Annotated in this window: 14 protein-coding genes; 3 read left to right on the top strand and 11 right to left on the bottom strand. The window is 71.0% G+C overall.

Annotation, left to right across the window (positions count from 1 at the left end):
• Positions 1-122: 122 nt before the first annotated feature.
• Genes aspS through ABT158_RS36450 form a run of 3 tightly spaced genes read right to left on the bottom strand, consistent with a single transcriptional unit; the run spans position 123 to position 3,792 of the window.
• Positions 123-1,859: an aspartate--tRNA ligase gene (gene aspS / locus ABT158_RS36460; RefSeq protein WP_352361445.1), complete on the bottom strand. Its 1,737-nt coding sequence runs from the start codon at positions 1,857-1,859 to the stop codon at positions 123-125.
• The gene (gene hisS, locus ABT158_RS36455; protein WP_352361443.1) at positions 1,856-3,115 is read right to left on the bottom strand and encodes a histidine--tRNA ligase; all 1,260 of its coding nucleotides are present in this window, start codon (positions 3,113-3,115) and stop codon (positions 1,856-1,858) included. The genes aspS and hisS overlap by 4 nt, the downstream gene beginning before the upstream one ends.
• Positions 3,115-3,792 (bottom strand): MBL fold metallo-hydrolase, encoded by a 678-nt coding sequence (locus ABT158_RS36450; RefSeq protein WP_352330193.1) that lies wholly within the window; start codon positions 3,790-3,792, stop codon positions 3,115-3,117. The genes hisS and ABT158_RS36450 overlap by 1 nt, the downstream gene beginning before the upstream one ends.
• 123 nt (positions 3,793-3,915) lie before the next feature.
• Between ABT158_RS36450 and ABT158_RS36445 the strand changes: the two genes are divergently transcribed.
• The 3 genes from ABT158_RS36445 (at position 3,916) to ABT158_RS36435 (ending at position 7,224) form a co-directional block, all read left to right on the top strand.
• Positions 3,916-4,803: a peptidylprolyl isomerase gene (locus ABT158_RS36445; protein ID WP_352361441.1), complete on the top strand. Its 888-nt coding sequence runs from the start codon at positions 3,916-3,918 to the stop codon at positions 4,801-4,803.
• Between the two features lie 62 nt (positions 4,804-4,865).
• Complete coding sequence (locus tag ABT158_RS36440) at positions 4,866-6,095, top strand: DUF349 domain-containing protein (protein WP_352361439.1); 1,230 nt, start codon at positions 4,866-4,868, stop codon at positions 6,093-6,095.
• A 40-nt stretch (positions 6,096-6,135) separates the two neighbouring features.
• A complete protein-coding gene (locus ABT158_RS36435) occupies positions 6,136-7,224 on the top strand; it encodes a cupin domain-containing protein (protein ID WP_352361437.1) in 1,089 nt (362 codons plus the stop codon).
• Positions 7,225-7,239: 15 nt separating this feature from the next.
• Here ABT158_RS36435 and ABT158_RS36430 read toward each other — a convergent pair whose 3' ends face one another.
• From ABT158_RS36430 to ruvC, 8 genes are all read right to left on the bottom strand, one after another.
• Positions 7,240-9,429 (bottom strand): RelA/SpoT family protein, encoded by a 2,190-nt coding sequence (locus tag ABT158_RS36430; RefSeq protein WP_352361435.1) that lies wholly within the window; start codon positions 9,427-9,429, stop codon positions 7,240-7,242.
• A gap of 172 nt (positions 9,430-9,601) precedes the next feature.
• Complete coding sequence (locus ABT158_RS36425) at positions 9,602-10,120, bottom strand: adenine phosphoribosyltransferase (RefSeq protein ID WP_352361433.1); 519 nt, start codon at positions 10,118-10,120, stop codon at positions 9,602-9,604.
• A 230-nt stretch (positions 10,121-10,350) separates the two neighbouring features.
• Positions 10,351-11,340: a protein translocase subunit SecF gene (secF, locus tag ABT158_RS36420; protein ID WP_352361431.1), complete on the bottom strand. Its 990-nt coding sequence runs from the start codon at positions 11,338-11,340 to the stop codon at positions 10,351-10,353.
• 1 nt (position 11,341) lies between these two features.
• Positions 11,342-13,132 carry a protein translocase subunit SecD gene (gene secD, locus ABT158_RS36415; protein ID WP_352361429.1) on the bottom strand — a complete coding sequence of 597 codons (1,791 nt, stop codon included), beginning with the start codon at positions 13,130-13,132 and terminating at the stop codon, positions 11,342-11,344.
• A 43-nt stretch (positions 13,133-13,175) separates the two neighbouring features.
• Positions 13,176-13,556 carry a preprotein translocase subunit YajC gene (yajC, locus tag ABT158_RS36410; protein WP_352361427.1) on the bottom strand — a complete coding sequence of 127 codons (381 nt, stop codon included), beginning with the start codon at positions 13,554-13,556 and terminating at the stop codon, positions 13,176-13,178.
• A gap of 218 nt (positions 13,557-13,774) precedes the next feature.
• Positions 13,775-14,806: a Holliday junction branch migration DNA helicase RuvB gene (gene ruvB, locus ABT158_RS36405; protein WP_352361425.1), complete on the bottom strand. Its 1,032-nt coding sequence runs from the start codon at positions 14,804-14,806 to the stop codon at positions 13,775-13,777.
• Positions 14,807-14,854: 48 nt separating this feature from the next.
• Positions 14,855-15,475, bottom strand: a complete 621-nt coding sequence (ruvA, locus tag ABT158_RS36400) for a Holliday junction branch migration protein RuvA (RefSeq protein WP_352361423.1) — start codon at positions 15,473-15,475, stop codon at positions 14,855-14,857.
• Positions 15,476-15,534: 59 nt separating this feature from the next.
• The gene (gene ruvC, locus ABT158_RS36395; protein ID WP_352361457.1) at positions 15,535-16,056 is read right to left on the bottom strand and encodes a crossover junction endodeoxyribonuclease RuvC; all 522 of its coding nucleotides are present in this window, start codon (positions 16,054-16,056) and stop codon (positions 15,535-15,537) included.
• Positions 16,057-16,117 lie beyond the last annotated feature (61 nt).

Here is a 16,117-nt window from a genome sequence, read left to right as displayed (position 1 = left end):
GGGCGCGGGCGCCCCCCCCCCCCCAAACCCCCTAAAAAAAACCCCCCCCCCCCCGGGGCGCCCCCCCCCCACCCCCCCGGGGGCCCCCCCCCCGCCGCGGGGGCCCCCCCGCCGTCGTCGTGTCAGGACTCGGACTTGGGCTGGGCGTCGACGCCCGCCTCCTTGCGCTGGTCGGCCGTGATCGGCGTCGGCGCGCCGGTCAGCGGGTCGAAGCCGGAGGCGGTCTTCGGGAACGCGATCACGTCGCGGATCGAGTCGCCGCCGGACAGCAGCATGCAGATCCGGTCCCAGCCGTAGGCGATGCCGCCGTGCGGGGGCGGGCCGTACTTGAACGCCTCAAGCAGGAAGCCGAACTTGCTCTCGGCCTCCTCCTTGGAGATGCCGAGCACGTCGAAGACCCGCTGCTGCATCTCGGCCCGGTGGATACGGATCGAGCCGCCGCCGATCTCCATGCCGTTGCAGACCATGTCGTAGGCGTAGGCCAGGGCCTCGGCCGGGTGGTCCTGGAAGTTGTCGGCCCACTCCGGCTTGGGGCCGGTGAACGGGTGGTGCACGGCCGTCCAGCCGCCCTCGCCGTCCTCCTCGAACATGGGGGCGTCGACCACCCACAGGAACGACCACTGCGACTCGTCGATCAGGCCGCAGCGGCGGCCGATCTCCAGGCGGGCCGCGCCCAGCAGGTCGCGCGAGGCCGAGCGGGCGCCGGCGGCGAAGAAGATCGCGTCACCGGGGGCGGCGCCGACCTTGGCGGCCAGGCCGGACAGCTCCTGCTCCGACAGGTTCTTGGCGACCGGGCCGCCGAGCGTGCCGTCCTCCTGGACCAGCACGTAGGCCAGGCCCTTGGCGCCGCGGCTGCGCGCCCACTCCTGCCAGCCGTCGAGCTCCTTGCGGGTCTGCGAGGCGCCGCCCGGCATGACCACCGCGCCGACGTAGTCGGCCTGGAAGACGCGGAAGGAGGTGGCCGAGAAGTAGTCGGTCATCTCGACGAGCTCCTGGCCGAAGCGCAGGTCGGGCTTGTCGGAGCCGTAGCGGGCCATGGCGTCGGCGTAGGTCATGCGCGGCAGCGGCATGGGGATCTCGTAGCCGAGGATCTCCCGCCACAGGCGGCCGACCAGCTTCTCGCCGACCTCGATGACGTCCTCCTGGTCGACGAAGGACATCTCGACGTCGATCTGGGTGAACTCGGGCTGGCGGTCGGCCCGCAGGTCTTCGTCGCGGTAGCACTTGGCGAGCTGGTAGTAGCGCTCCAGGCCGGCGACCTGCAGGAGCTGCTTGAACAGCTGGGGCGACTGCGGCAGGGCGTACCAGTTGCCGGGCTGCAGGCGGACCGGCACCAGGAAGTCGCGCGCGCCCTCGGGGGTCGAGCGGGTCAGCGTCGGGGTCTCGACGTAGACGAAGCCGAGCTCGTGCATCACCTCGTTGGCCAGGTAGGTGGCCTTGGAGCGGGTGCGCATGGCGGCGGCGACCTGCTGGCGGCGGATGTCGAGGTAGCGGTACTTGAGCCGGGCCTCCTCCGACACGCCGACGTTGCCCTCGATGGGGAACGGCAGCGGCGCGGACTCGCTCAGCACCTCGACCCGCTCGGCCACGACCTCGATCGCGCCGGTGGGCAGCTCGGGGTTCTCGTTGCCCTTCGGGCGCACCCTGACCTGGCCGACCACCTGCACGCAGTACTCGGCGCGCAGGTCGTGGGCGTGGTCCTCCTCGCGGAAGACCACCTGCGCCGAGCCGGAGGCGTCGCGCAGGTCGATGAAGACCACGCCGCCGTGATCACGGCGGCGGGCCACCCATCCTGCGAGCGTCACCTGCTGCCCGGCGTGCTCCTCACGGAGCGACCCGGCCGTATGCGTGCGGATCACTGCACTTTCCCTTTCAAAACGTCGGCGACCTGGGCCAGCGGCACCTGGGTCTGTTCTGCGGTGGTCAGGTCCTTCAGTTGCACGGCCTCGGCCGCGAGGTCTCGCTCGCCCAGGATCAGCGCGAAGCGGGCGCCGGATCTGTCGGCGCCCTTCATCGCTCCCTTGAGCCCCTTGCCGCCGAAGGCCATGTCGGCGCTGACGCCCGCCTCGCGCAGCTCGGAGACGAGCAGGAACATGCGGCGGCGCGCGTCGTCGCCCAGCGGGACACCGTACACCTGCACGCGGCCCGGCGCGGCCTCGCCGAGCAGACCCTCGGACTCCATGGCCAGGTACGTGCGATCGGCGCCGAGCGCCCAGCCGACACTGGGCAACGGCGGCCCGCCCAGCATCTCGCTGAGCCCGTCGTAGCGGCCGCCGCCGCCGACGGCCGACTGGGAGCCGAGCCCGCCGTGCACGAACTCGAACGTGGTGCGCGTGTAGTAGTCGAGCCCGCGCACCAGCCGGGGGTCGTCCTCGAAGGCCACGCCCGAGGCGGTCAGCAGCGAGCGGACCTCCTCGTGGTAGGCCTTGCAGGCCGCGCACAGGTGGTCGACGACCAGCGGCGCGCCGGTGAGCTGGGCCTGCACCTCGGGCCGCTTGTCGTCGAGCACCCGCAGCGGGTTGATGTCGATGCGGGCCCTGGTCTCCTCGTCGAGGTCGAGCCCGCGCAGGAAGTCCTGGAGCGCGGCCCGGTAGGCGGGGCGGCAGTTCCGGTCGCCGAGCGAGTTGAGCAGCAGCCTGACCTGGCGCAGGCCGAGCGAGGCGAAGCCGCGCACGCCGAGCAGGATCAGCTCGGCGTCGAGCGCCGGGTCCTCGGAGCCGAGGGCCTCGGCCCCGACCTGCCAGAAGTGGCGGTAGCGGCCCTTCTGGGCACGCTCGTAGCGGAACTGGCTGCCGGAGTACCACAGCTTGACCGGGAGCTGGCCGTTGTGCAGGTTGTGCTGGAGCACGGCGCGCACGACCGAGGCGGTGCCCTCGGGGCGCAGGGTCAGCGACCTGCCCGCCTTGTCGGGGAAGGTGTACATCTCCTTCGACACCACGTCGGTGGACTCGCCCACGCCCCGCTTGAACAGCTCGGTGTCCTCGAAGACCGGGGTCTCGACGTAGCCGTAGCCCGCCTGCCGCAGCGGCGCGGCCAGTGCCTCGCGCACGGCCAGGATGGCCTCGGAGCTGGGCGGCAGCCAGTCGAAGGTGCCTTTGGGTGCTTGGAAGCTCATTAGATCCCTCGTGTGGGACCGGCCTGCGGCGCCGCTTCCTTCAGGTAAGGGTTGGTGGCGCGCTCGCGGCCGATCGTGGTCTGTGGTCCGTGGCCCGGCAGGACGACCGTATCGTCAGGCAGCGGCAGGCACTTGGTGGCCAGGCTGTTCAGGATGGTCGGGTAGTCGCCGCCGGGAAGATCGGTGCGGCCGATGGAGCCGGCGAACAGCAGGTCGCCCGAGAACATGATCTCGTCGCCGGGCAGCCGGAAGCTCACCGACCCCCTGGTATGGCCCGGGGTGTGGTCGACCACGAGATCGAGGCCCGCCAGGCTGAGCGCGGCGCCGTCGGACAGCTCGCGCACGTCGTCGGGCTCGCTCAGCCTGATGTCGCCGAACAGCGAGACGCCGCCGCCCCAGCCGGCCGAGGGGTCGCTCAGCAGGTGGCGGTCGTCGGGGTGGATCCACGCGGGGACGTCGCGCGCGCCGCAGACGGGGGCGACCGACCACACGTGGTCGAGGTGGCCGTGCGTGAGCAGCACCGCGACCGGCTTGAGCCGGTGCTCGCGCAGCAGCTCGTCGACGCCTTCTGCCGCGTCCTGGCCCGGATCGACGATCACGCACTCCTCGCCGGCCGCGGGCGCGACGACGTAACAATTGGTCTGGAGGGCCCCTGCGGGGAAGCCTGCGATGAGCATCTGCCTCAGGTGATCTCGTCGAAAAGCCAATGGGAATGTAACCGAAGGGTACCGGTGCGGGTCGCCGGGCTGCGAATCATTACCCATTGGCCGATACGATTCGCCCACCTCAGTTGATTGACTATGGGAGGCAAAGCGGTGGCCACGGGCAAGGACCGGCAGAAGCAGCTGGCACGTGAGCACTACGAGCGGCAGATGCAGCGCCGCATCGAGCGCGAGCAGAAGGCCAAGCGCACCGCGATCATCGGCTCCACGGTCGGCGTGGTGGTCGTGGTGGGCGGCATCGTGGCCGCGGTCGCGCTGCTCGGCGGCGGCGACTCGACGACCGAGGCGTCCGCCTCGCCCTCGGCCTCGGCCCCGCAGGACACCGCGTCGGCCGCGGCCAGCACGGGGCCGAAGCCGTACAACGCGGCGACCGGCACCTGCGACTACGTCAAGGAGGCCGCCGGCGGCCAGGTCAAGGATGTCGGCATGCCGCCGGCGAAGGTCAAGACCGAGCCGGCCAAGAAGACGATGACGCTCGCCACGAACCTGGGCGACATCGTGGTCGAGCTCGACAACGCCAAGGCGCCGTGCACGACCAACTCGCTGGCCTTCCTGGCGAGCAAGAAGTTCTACGACGGCAGCAAGTGCCACCGGCTCGGCAGCGACAAGTTCCCCATGCTGCAGTGCGGCGACCCGACGGCCAAGGCCGACGGCAAGAGCCAGGACGGCGCGGGCGGCCCCGGCTACGTGATGGCCGAGGAGAACCTCCAGGGGGCCACGTACAAGCGCGGCACGGTGGCGATGGCGAAGACGTCGGCGCCGGGCAGCACGGGGAGCCAGTTCTTCCTCGTTTACGGCGATCTCGGACTCACCCCGGATTACACGCCGGTGGGTACGATCACCAAGGGGCTCGACATCCTGGACAAGGTGAACAAAGCGGGCGTCATCGCTGACATGGGAGATGGGACCGGAGCACCGAAGCAAACCCTCGAAATCAAAGACGTGACAATCGCCGGCAAGAGCTGACGTAATACAAACTAGGGACGAAGTAGTCCCGAAGGGTCTGATGGATAGTGCGGGAGGACACGGTGAGCACCGACCCGTGGGGCCGGGTAGACGACGACGGCACCGTCTACGTGCGTACGGCTGAGGGAGAGCGGGCCGTCGGCTCCTGGCAGGCCGGTGAACCCGAAGAGGCACTGGCCTACTTCCATCGCAAGTACGACGAGCTGTCCGGCCAGGTACAGCTCCTCGAACAGCGGGTCAAGGGCACCGACCTGGCGCCCGCGCAGGCCGAGGCGAGCATCGCCAAGCTGCGCGAGGCCGTCGCCGACGCCCACGCCGTGGGCGACCTGGCGGCGCTGACGGCCCGCCTCGACGGGCTGACCGAGCTGGTCGGCCATCGCCGCGAGGAGGTCAAGGCCGCCCGCGACCAGGCGCGCGCCGAGGCCAGGGCGGTCAAGGAGCGCATCGTCGCCGAGGCCGAGCGCATCGCCGACGAGACCACCCACTGGAAGTCGGGCGGCGAACGGCTGCGCCAGCTCGTGGAGGAGTGGAAGGCCGCCGACCGGATCGACCGGGTCACCGAGGCCGCGCTGTGGAAGCGGCTGTCGGCCGCCCGCACCGCCTTCGCCAAGCGCCGCAAGCAGTACTTCGCGGGCCTGGACGAGCAGCGCGAGGGCGTGCGCTCGGCCAAGGAGCGCATCGTCGCCGAGGCCGAGGCCCTGGCCGGCTCCACCGACTGGGGCACGACCGCGGCGATCTACCGCGAGCTGATGCAGCAGTGGAAGACCGCCGGGCGCGCCTCGCGCGAGGCCGAGGACGAGCTGTGGGGCCGCTTCAAGGCCGCCCAGGACCAGTTCTTCCAGGCCCGTTCGGCGGTCTTCGCCGAGCGCGACGCCTCGCTGGCGGCCAACGCCGAGGTCAAGGAGGAGCTGCTGGCCGAGGCCGAGAAGATCCTCCCGGTCACCGACGCGCGCACGGCCAGGGCGGCGCTGCGGCACGTCCTGGAGCGCTGGGAGGCCGCCGGACCGGTGCCGCGCGAGCAGCGCGACCGGCTCGAAGGCGGGCTGCGCAAGGTCGACGAGGCCGTGCGCAAGGCCGAGGACGCCGAGTGGAAGCGATCCAACCCCGAGGCCAGGGCCCGCGCCCAGAGCACGGTCGACCAGCTGCGCGCCTCCATCGAGCAGCTGGAGAAGCGGCTGTCCAAGGCGCAGGCCGCCGGCCGGGCCAAGGACGTCAAGGAGGCCGAGGAGGCGCTGGTCGCCCGGCGTTCGTGGCTGGAGGAGGCCGAGCGCACGCTGACCGAGTTCAGCTGAACCGATCTTCGGAAGGCGGCCGGGGTCCTACGCTGACGGCATGGACCCCGTCAGCGTCGCGCGCGCCCTCGTCGACGAGCTGTTCCCCGGCGCCCTGTACGCCTTCGTCGGCGGCAGCGTGCTCACCGAGCGCCGCACCAGCACCTCCGACCTCGACGTCGTGGTGGTGCTCGACGGGCTGGCCGTGCCCTACCGCGAGTCCCTGCGCTGGCACGGCTGGCCCGTCGAGCTGTACGTCCACAGCGAGACCAGCCTCGACGCCTACGTCGACCGCGACCTGGCCGAGCGCAAGCCGGGCGTGGCCCGCATGTGCGCCGACGGCGCGGTGCTGGTCGACCGCACCGGCGGCCGGGCCAGCGACCTCCAGGCGGCGCTCGGCGACCGGCTGGCCGCAGGTCCCGGCGGCCTGGCCGCCGCCCGCGCCGACCAGGCCCGGTACGCCCTGTCCGACCTGCTCGACGACCTGGCCGGCGCGACCGACCCCGGCGAGCAGCTGTTCATCCGCTGGCAGGTGGTCCAGGAGACCGCCAGGCTGGCCCTCGACGTGGGCGGCAGGTGGCGGGGCAACGGCAAGTGGCTGCTGCGCGAGCTGCGCGGGCACGACCCGGAGCTGGCCGACGAGCTGCTGGCGGCCCATTCTGACCCGGCACTGCTGACCTCGGTGGCCTCAGGCGTCCTGGAACGGGCCGGAGGGCGCCTGTGGGAGGGCTACCGGGCCGAGGGCGACCCCTTCCACCTCCCGCTGCGTCACATCGCCTCAGACGCGCTGTCGGGCGACACGGCGCAGAGCGCCGGGATGCGCAGGCTGGCCGCCGTCAGCGGGGCCACAGCCGGTTCCTCGGCCCTGTGGATGGGCCAGACGCACGTCGCGCCCGCCACCCGCTCCTCCGACCACCACCACGGCGCCTCCGAGACCGCCATCTACGTCGTCAGCGGCACGCCGCGCTTCGTCTTCCTCCAGGACGGCCGCGAGCGGCGCATCGAGGCGGCCCCCGGCGACTACGTCTACGTGCCGCCCTACACCCCGCACCGCGAGGAGAACCCCGACCCCGAGCGGGAGGCCGTCGTGGTGATCGCGCGCAGCACGCAGGAGGCCATCGTGGTCAATCTGCCGGACCTGAAGGGCTGACCCGCGGCCGGCCACTCAGCTGCCGGCGCCGCTCACCCGGTAGACGTCGAAGACGCCCTGGATGCTGCGCACGGCCTTGAGCACGTGGCCCAGGTGCTTCGGATCGCCCATCTCGAAGGTGAACTTGCTGATCGCCACCCGGTCGCGCGAGGTCGTCACGGACGCGCTGAGGATGTTGACGTGCTGGTCGGACAGGGTGCGCGTGACGTCGGACAGCAGGCGCGGCCGGTCGAGGGCCTCGACCTGGATGGCCACCAGGAACACGCTGTCGTCGCCGGGCGACCAGCTCACCTCGACCAGCCGGTCGGGCTGCTCCCTGAGCTGCTGGACGTTGGTGCAGTCGGCGCGGTGCACGGACACGCCGTGGCCGCGGGTGACGAAGCCGACGATCTCGTCGCCGGGCACCGGCGTGCAGCACTTGGACAGGCGCACCCACACGTCGGCGTCGCCCGCCACGACCACGCCCGCGCCGCCGCCGCGCGGACGGCCGCGCAGCCGGGTCGGCAGGGACGTCTCGGCGATGTCCTCCTCGGCGCTCTCCACGCCGCCGATCGAGGCCACGAGCTTCTGCACGACCGCCTGCGCGGCGATGTGCCCCTCCCCCACGGCCGCGTAGAGCGCCGAGACGTCGGGGTAGCGCAGGTCGCGGGCGAGGGCCAGCAGCGCCTCGCCGGACATCAGGCGCTGCAGCGGCAGGCCCTGCTTGCGCATGGCGCGGCCGATGGCCTCCTTGCCCGCCTCGATCGCGGTCTCGCGGCGCTCCTTGGAGAACCACTGCCGGATCTTGTTGCGGGCCCGGCCGGACTTGACGAACTTCAGCCAGTCGCGCGACGGCCCGGCGTCGGGCGACTTGGAGGTGAAGATCTCGACCGTGTCGCCGTTGCCGAGCCGCGACTCCAGCGGCACCAGCCGCCCGTTGACGCGCGCGCCGATGCAGCGATGGCCGACCTCGGTGTGGACGGCGTAGGCGAAGTCGACCGGCGTGCCGCCCTCGGGCAGGGCGATGACCTGGCCCTTCGGGGTGAACACGTAGACCTCGGAGACCGACAGGTCGAAGCGCAGCGACTCCAGGAACTCGCCCGGGTCGGAGGTCTCCTTCTGCCAGTCGAGGAGCTGGCGCAGCCAGGCCATGTCGCTGCCCGGCTTGACCTTGCCGGTGGGCCCCGGCGCGCCGACCTCCTCCTTGTACTTCCAGTGGGCGGCCACGCCGTACTCGGCCCTGTGGTGCATCGCGTGGGTGCGGATCTGCAGCTCGACCGGCTTGCCCTCGGGACCGATCACCGTGGTGTGCAGCGACTGGTACATGTTGAACTTGGGCATCGCGATGTAGTCCTTGAACCGGCCGGGGACCGGGTTCCAGCGCGCGTGGATCGTGCCCAGCGCCGCGTAGCAGTCGCGCACGCTGTCGACCAGGACCCGGATGCCCACCAGGTCGTAGATGTCGTCGAAGGCGACGTCGCGGGCGATCATCTTCTGGTAGACGGAGTAGTAGTGCTTGGGCCGGCCCTTGACCACCGCGCGGATCTTGGCCTCGCGCAGGTCGCCGGAGACCTTCTCGATGACCTCCTGCAGGAACAGGTCGCGCCGCGGCGCGCGCTCGGACACCATGCGCGCGATCTCGTCGTAGCGCTTGGGGTAGAGCATGGCGAACGCGAGGTCCTCCAGCTCCCACTTGATCGTGTTCATGCCGAGCCGGTGGGCCAGCGGCGCGAAGATCTCCAGCGTCTCGCGGGACTTCTGGTGGCGCTTGTGCTCGGGCAGGTAGCGCATGGTGCGCATGTTGTGGAGCCGGTCGGCGAGCTTGATGATCAGCACGCGGATGTCGCGCGACATCGCCACGACCATCTTGCGCACGGTCTCGGCCTGCGCCGCGTCGCCGAACTTGACCTTGTCGAGCTTGGTGACGCCGTCGACCAGCGAGCCGATCGTGTCGCCGAAGTCGGAGCGCAGCTCGTCGAGGCTGTAGGCGGTGTCCTCGACGGTGTCGTGCAGCAGCGCGGCGCACAACGTCTCGTCGTCGGTGCCCAGCTCGGCCAGGATCGTCGCCACGGCGAGCGGGTGGGTGATGTACGGGTCGCCCGACTTCCGCTTCTGGTCGCGGTGGTGGTAGGCGGCCATGTCGTAGGCGCGTTCGATCAGGCGCAGATCGGCCTTGGGATGGGTGGCCCGGACCGTGCGGAACAGCGGCTCCAGCACCGGATTCATGGCCCCACCCCCAAACCGCCGTCGACGCACCGCAGGAACGCCGGGCGCGTCGGCATTACCAGCGTCGGTTACGTCGGGCGCGACCACATCACGGGGCACTCAGACTCCTCACGTTCGAGTCCAGATCCCCCCAGTGTATCCAGGCTGAGGACCCGGACTCGCTCGGGCCGTCTCAGACGATCACCAGGGAGTGCAGGTCGACGGCCGGCAGGCGCTCGCGCCCCTTGAGAAAAGCCAGCTCCATCAGCACCGCGATGCCGACGACGTGCGCGCCCGCCCGCTCGACGAGCTCGATGGTGGCCTTGGCCGTGCCGCCGGTCGCCAGCACGTCGTCGACGATGAGCACCCGGTCGCCGGGCGCGAAGGCGTCGCGGTGCACCTCGATGGTGGCCGAGCCGTACTCCAGGTCGTAGGACTCCTCCAGCGTCGCGGCCGGCAGCTTGCCCTTCTTGCGCACCGGGACGAACCCGGCCGCCGCCCGGTAGGCCACCGGCGCCGCCAGGATGAAGCCCCTGGCCTCGATGCCGACGATCTTGTCCACCTGGGTGAGGCCGGCCAGCTCGTCCACCACGGCCGCCATCGCGACGGGGTCGCCGAGCAGCGGGGTGATGTCCTTGAACAGCACGCCGGGCTTGGGATAGTCGAGGACGTCCCTGATCCGGTCCAGGATCAACTGGCTGAGCTCGCTCATCGTGCTTCCATCGCCTTCCTCGTGGGTGCCGCGCTCCATGATGGCCTACTCCGGACCCTCCTCGGACCGCGCGACGTCCAGGACGGCCTGTGACGGGGCCTCAGACGCCCGCCGGGGTTCCGCCCGGCCACGGGGCGCCCCGCGGCCCCCCGGCGCCGCACGGCCCCCCTGAACGCGACGGCGCCCCCGCCCTGACGGACGGGGGCGCCGGGACGAGCCACGGACCGGGCTCAGCCCTTCGCTACGGCTGCGCTTTTGGAACCCTTCGCCCCCTTGCCGGTGGTGGAGGCGAGCCGGCGCGCGATGGCCTGGTACTTCGGCTCCCGCTCCTTGAGCGTGACCAGCATCGGCGTGGCCACGCACAGGGACGAGTAGGTGCCGACGATCATGCCGACGAACAGGGCCAGCGACAGGTCCTTCAGCGTGCCCGCGCCGAGCAGCGTGGTGCCGATGAACAGGATGGCCGCCACCGGCAGGATCGCGACCAGCGAGGTGTTCAGCGACCGGATCAGCGTGTGGTTGAGCGCGTTGTTGGCCGCCATCGAGTACGTCATCTTGGAGGTCGTGCCCAGCTTGGCCGTGACCTCCTTGATCATGTCGAACACCACGACCGCGTCGTAGAGCGAGTAACCGAGGATGGTCAGGAAGCCCAGCAGCGTCGCCGGCGTGACCTCGAAGCCCGACCAGGCGTAGACGCCGGCGGTGATGACGAGGTCGTGGATGAGCGCGACGATCGCCGACAAGGCCATCTTCGGCTCGAACGCCATCGACAGGTACAGGATGATCGCGAGCATGAAGACGCCCAGGCCGATCCAGGCCTTCTGGGAGACCTCACCGCCCCAGGAGGCGCCGATCGACTGGACGCTGACGTCCTTGACCGGGACCTTGTACTCCTTGGCGATCGTGGTCTGCATCTGGTTGAGCGTCGACTCCGTCAGGGTCTCGGTGGTGACCCGCCAGTTGTCGCGCGCCCGCTGCACGATCACCTGGTGGGCGCCCTGCGTGCGGAAGTCCTCGCGGACCTCCTCGACGGTGCCGCTGCTGGCCGGGAACGTGAAGACCGTTCCGCCCTTGAACTCGACGCCCAGGTTGAGCCCGTTGAACAGGATGCCGGCCAGGGAGACGGCCAGCAGCAGGCCGGACAGGCTGTACCAGAGCCTCCACTTGCCGACGAAGTCGACATCGATCTCGCCGCGGTAGAGGCGACGCCCCAGTCCCATCTCAGGCCTCCTGCGGAGTGGTCGTGGCGGCCGGCTCGGTGCTCATGCGCTCCGCGTCGAGGCCGGACAGCGGGTGCCCCTTGGCGAAGAACTTCAGCCTCGCCAGCAGGGCGATGAACGGCTTGGTGAACAGGAACACCACCACGATGTCGATCAGCGTGGTCAGGCCCATCGCGAAGGCGAACCCGGCCACACCGCCCACCGCCAGGAAGTACAGCACGATGGCGGCGATGAACATGACGGCGTCGGCGATCAGGATCGTGCGCCGGGCACGGACCCAGGCCACCTCGACGGCCGCGCGAAGCGTCCGCCGACCTTCCTTCATCTCATCACGTATGCGTTCGAAGTACACGATGAAGGAGTCGGCGGTGATGCCGATCGAGACCACCAGGCCGATGATGTGCGGCAGCGAGAGCCGGAAGCCGGCGTTGTGGCCGAGCACGACCACCGCCGTGTACGTCAGGATCGAGGCCACGACGAGGCTCAGCACCGCGACGATGCCGAGGCCGCGGTAGTACAGCAGCGAGTAGAGGACCACCAGGCCGAGGCCGATGATGCCGGCGATCAGGCCGCCTTCGAGCTGGTCGGCGCCGAGCGTCGAGGACACGGTGTCGATCGAGCTGCGCTGGAACTTCAGCGGGAGGGCGCCGTACTTGAGCTGGTCGGCCAGGTTGGTGGCGCTGACCTGGTCGAAGCCGCCGGTGATCTCGGCGCGGCCGCCGGGGATCGGGCTGATGATGTTGGGGGCCGTGATGACCACGCCGTCGAGGACGACCGCCACCTTGTTGCGCGGCTCCTGGGCGTTGTAGGCGGTGGTGGTGAGCTTGCTCCACTCGCCCGCGCCCTTGCTCTTGAAGTCGAGCTGGACGATCCACTCCACGGTGCCCTGGCGCACGCCGGCCGAGGCGGTGTCGATGTCGGTGCCGACGACCTTGGCGACGTCGAGGACGTACTTGTAGCTGCCGTCGGTCTCGCAGGCCGCGTACTGCTTGTTCGGGTCGTCCTGGACGCCCTGGCCGCGGTTCTTGGGGTCGGAGCAGTCGAGCTTGTGGAACTGCTGCAGCACCGCGGGGTCGATGCCCTGCGTGTTGATGCCGGCGTTGGGGTCCTGGTTCGGCTGCGTGGGCGGCGTGCTCGGCGACGGAGTCGGCGTGGCGTTCCTGCCCTTGGTGTTCTGCTTCTGGCCGTTCTGGGCCGTCTGGTCGCGGCCGGTCTGCGTGGCCTCGGGCGTGGCGCCCGGCGTCGGCGCGGTCAGCGCGGACGACAGCGCCTTGCCCGTCGGGGACGCGCTCGGCGTGGTCGCCGACTGCGTGCCGGACGGCTTGCCCGACGGCCTGGCGGTCGAGGACGGCTTGGCGGAGGGCGAGGCGCCCGGCGTGGGCGCCTCGGTGCTCAGGTTCTGCGGGACCTGCGTGGCCTCCATGGCGAGCACCTGGCGGAAGCGCAGCTCCGCCGTGGTGGCGACCAGCTTGATGGCCTCGCTCTGTCCGACGCCCGGGATGGAGATGATGATGTTGTCGCCGGACTTGGCGACCTCCGCGTCGGAGATGCCGGTGCCGTTGACCCGGTCGCGGATGATGTTGACCGCGCGGTCGAGGATCTCTTCAGGCGGAGACTGACCGGACTGGGTCACGGGTGACAACGTCACCGTCGTTCCGCCGGCGAGGTCGAGTCCCAGCTTGGGCGTGAACGCCTTCTGCAGGAACATCGTCCCGCCCAGGGCGAGGATGAGCGCCAGCAGCACCAAGAGCGTGCGCCCTGGTCGGCTGTGGCGGCTGGTCGGTCGGGCCACTGGTCGTCGATTCTCTCAGATAGGGGTTTGTCGCAGAGCTTAGTCAGGACTGCTTGCTGCTGGAGCCCTGATCGCCGTTGGGCTCGACGGTCGTGTCGGACTCCTTGGCGTCACCGTCGGCCACGTCGGTGGCGACCGGCTCGTCGGCCACCACCGGAGCGTCACCGGGCTGGACCACACGGCCGATGGCCGCCTTGACCCAGCGCGTCTCGATGCCGGGCGCGACCTCCAGCACGACGTCCTCGTTGTCCACCGCGACAACCGTGGCGAACAGGCCGGTCGTGGTCATGACGCGGGCGCCCGGGGTCAAGGAGTTCTGCATCTGCTGCGCTTCCTGCTGGCGCTTGCGCTGCGGACGGATCAGCAGGAAGTAGAACACCACCACCAGAAGGATCAGCGGCAGGATGCTTCCGAGTTGTCCCATGTCCATAGGGGCGACCTTCCATAGTCGTTCAAGAATTTGACGCCGGCCTCGCGCCGGAAATTCCGTTGCGTAGCTCTCGGGCCGCGCCGCTCAGCCCGTCAGCCTACACAGCCAGCCAAGCCACGGAGTGTAGGCGCTTGTTATGAAACGCGGCAACGAGGCAGCGATTCGGCGCGCGGGGAAGTTCCCGATTTGAAATGGTTGCAACCGTTTCGTGATCACGGTGAAACAGCGGCCCCGAACGCGTCCGGCGGGGGTGTCATACCCAGGTGTGTCCAGGCGGAAGCGGTCGCGACCCGGCCGCGCGGGGTCCTGGCCAGCAGCCCCTGCCGGACGAGGAACGGCTCGGCCACCACTTCGACGGTCTCGGGCTCCTCCCCCACGGCCACGGCGAGCGTGGAGAGACCGACGGGACCGCCGCCGAACTTGCGCAGCAGCACCCCGAGCACCGCCCGGTCGAGCCGGTCGAGCCCTTCGGCGTCGACTTCGTAAAGATTGAGCGCCGCCGAGGCAATGTCCCGATCGATCAGGCCGTCGGCGCGCACGTCGGCGAAGTCGCGGACGCGGCGCAGCAGCCGGTTGGCGATGCGGGGCGTGCCGCGCGACCGCCGGGCGATCTCGTGGGCGCCCTCCTCGGGCAGGACGACGCCGAGCAGCCGCGCCGACCGGTGGAGCACCTGCTCCAGCTCGCCGACCTCGTAGAAGTCCATGTGGGCGGTGAACCCGAACCGGTCGCGCAGCGGCGCCGGCAGCAGCCCGGCCCGCGTGGTGGCGCCGACCAGCGTGAACGGCGCGATGTCGAGCGGGATCGCGGTCGCGCCCGGCCCCTTGCCCACGACGATGTCGACCCGGAAGTCCTCCATGGCCAGGTAGAGCATCTCCTCGGCGGGCCTGGCCATGCGGTGGATCTCGTCGATGAACAGCACCTCGCCCTCCGTCAGCGTGGACAGGATGGCGGCGAGGTCGCCGGCCCGCTCCAGGGCGGGGCCGGAGGTGATGCGGAGCGGCATGTTGAGCTCGGCCGCGATGATCATGGCCAGGGTGGTCTTGCCCAGGCCCGGCGATCCGCTCATCAGCACGTGGTCGGGCGGACGCTGCCGGCGCATGGCGCTCTCCAGCACCAGGGACAGCTGCTCGCGCACCCGGCCCTGGCCGATGAACTCGCCCAGCCGCTTGGGCCGCAGCGCCGCCTCGATCTGCAGCTCGTCGCCGCCGACGTCGGCGGAGACCAGCTCACGCTCATAGTCCACGGCCACCGCTCCTTCCCGCGCGCCGGGGCGTCGTCCCGAACTTCATGATCATCGTACGCTGAGCGACCGGAGCGCGGCCTTCAGCAGCGCGGCCACCTGCGGCTGGCGCCCGGCGGCGAGGTCGGCCTCGGCCTCGGGCGCGACCCCGGCCACGGCCTCGTCGGCGTCTTTGCTGGAATAGCCCAGGCCCACCAGGCCGGAGTGCACCTGATCGCGCCACAGGGCGGCGCGCCGCTCCCCGCCGATCGCCGCGTTGACGGCCTCCTCGGGGGTGCCGAGCCGGTCCTTCAGCTCCAGGACGATGCGCTGGGCGCCCTTCTGCCCGATGCCCGGCACCCGCGTGAGCGCCTTGAGGTCGGCGGCGGCCACGGCCACCCGCAGCGCGTTGGGCGTGTGGACGGCGAGCATCGCAAGCGCCAGCTTGGGGCCGACGCCGCTGGCCGTCTGCAGCATCTCGAAGACGGCCCGCTCGTCGTCGCCGGCGAAGCCGTAGAGGGTCAGCGACTCCTCGCGCACCACCAGCGAGGTGGCCAGCCTGGCCTGCTCGCCCACGCGCAGCGTGGCCAGCGTGCCGGGGGTGCAGTGGGCGAGGATGCCGACGCCCCCGACCTCGATCACGGCTCCGTCGGGCGCGATCGACGCCACCCTGCCCGCCACCGACGCGATCACGACTCGATCTCCTTCTCCACGGACTCTGCGAAACGGTCGGCCAGTACTCGCCGCACGGGTCAGCGCCCCTTGCCGGCGCGGGCCATGGCCTCGGCCAGCCGGTGCTGGGCGCCGCCGCGCCAGATGTGGCAGATGGCCAGGGCCAGCGCGTCGGCGGCGTCGGCCGGCTTGGGCATCTCGGCCAGCCGCAGCAGCCGGGTGATCATCGTGCCGACCTGCTTCTTGTCGGCCGTGCCGCTGCCGGTGACGGCGGCCTTGACCTCCGAGGGCGTGTGCAGCGCGACGGGCAGCCCGCGCCGGGCCGCGCACAGCACGGCGATCCCGGCCGCCTGCGCGGTGCCCATGACCGTGCGGACGTTGTGCTGGGCGAAGACGCGCTCCACGGCCACGGCGTCGGGACGGACCTCGTCGAGCCAGCGCTCGATGCCGGCCTCGATGCCGACCAGCCGGGCGCCGAGCTCCTCGTCGGAACCCGTGCGCACCACCCCGACGGCCACCAGCGACAGCGGCGCGCCCGGCCGGCCCTCGACCGCGCCCAGGCCGCACCGGGTCAGCCCCGGATCGACGCCCATCACCCGCACCGGCTTGCCTCCCGCGCCGCCGAACATCTGTTCGGCACGAGACTCTACCCCGGCTGAGCTG

This window comes from Nonomuraea sp. NPDC001636 (assembly GCF_040298265.1).
Classification (GTDB): Bacteria; Actinomycetota; Actinomycetes; order Streptosporangiales; family Streptosporangiaceae; genus Nonomuraea.
The sequence above is the reverse complement of the archived record's forward strand: the minus strand, read 5'-3'. Positions and strand labels throughout refer to the sequence as shown.

Coding starts and splice junctions, on each gene's coding strand:
- ABT158_RS36450 (WP_352330193.1), bottom strand. CDS start 3,792: ATGCTCATCGCAGGCTTCCCCGCAGGGGCCCTCCAGACCAATTGTTAC.
- ABT158_RS36425 (WP_352361433.1), bottom strand. CDS start 10,120: ATGAGCGAGCTCAGCCAGTTGATCCTGGACCGGATCAGGGACGTCCTC.
- ABT158_RS36435 (WP_352361437.1), top strand. CDS start 6,136: ATGGACCCCGTCAGCGTCGCGCGCGCCCTCGTCGACGAGCTGTTCCCC.
- secF (WP_352361431.1), bottom strand. CDS start 11,340: ATGGGACTGGGGCGTCGCCTCTACCGCGGCGAGATCGATGTCGACTTC.
- ABT158_RS36445 (WP_352361441.1), top strand. CDS start 3,916: ATGGGAGGCAAAGCGGTGGCCACGGGCAAGGACCGGCAGAAGCAGCTG.
- yajC (WP_352361427.1), bottom strand. CDS start 13,556: ATGGGACAACTCGGAAGCATCCTGCCGCTGATCCTTCTGGTGGTGGTG.
- ABT158_RS36430 (WP_352361435.1), bottom strand. CDS start 9,429: ATGAATCCGGTGCTGGAGCCGCTGTTCCGCACGGTCCGGGCCACCCAT.
- hisS (WP_352361443.1), bottom strand. CDS start 3,115: ATGAGCTTCCAAGCACCCAAAGGCACCTTCGACTGGCTGCCGCCCAGC.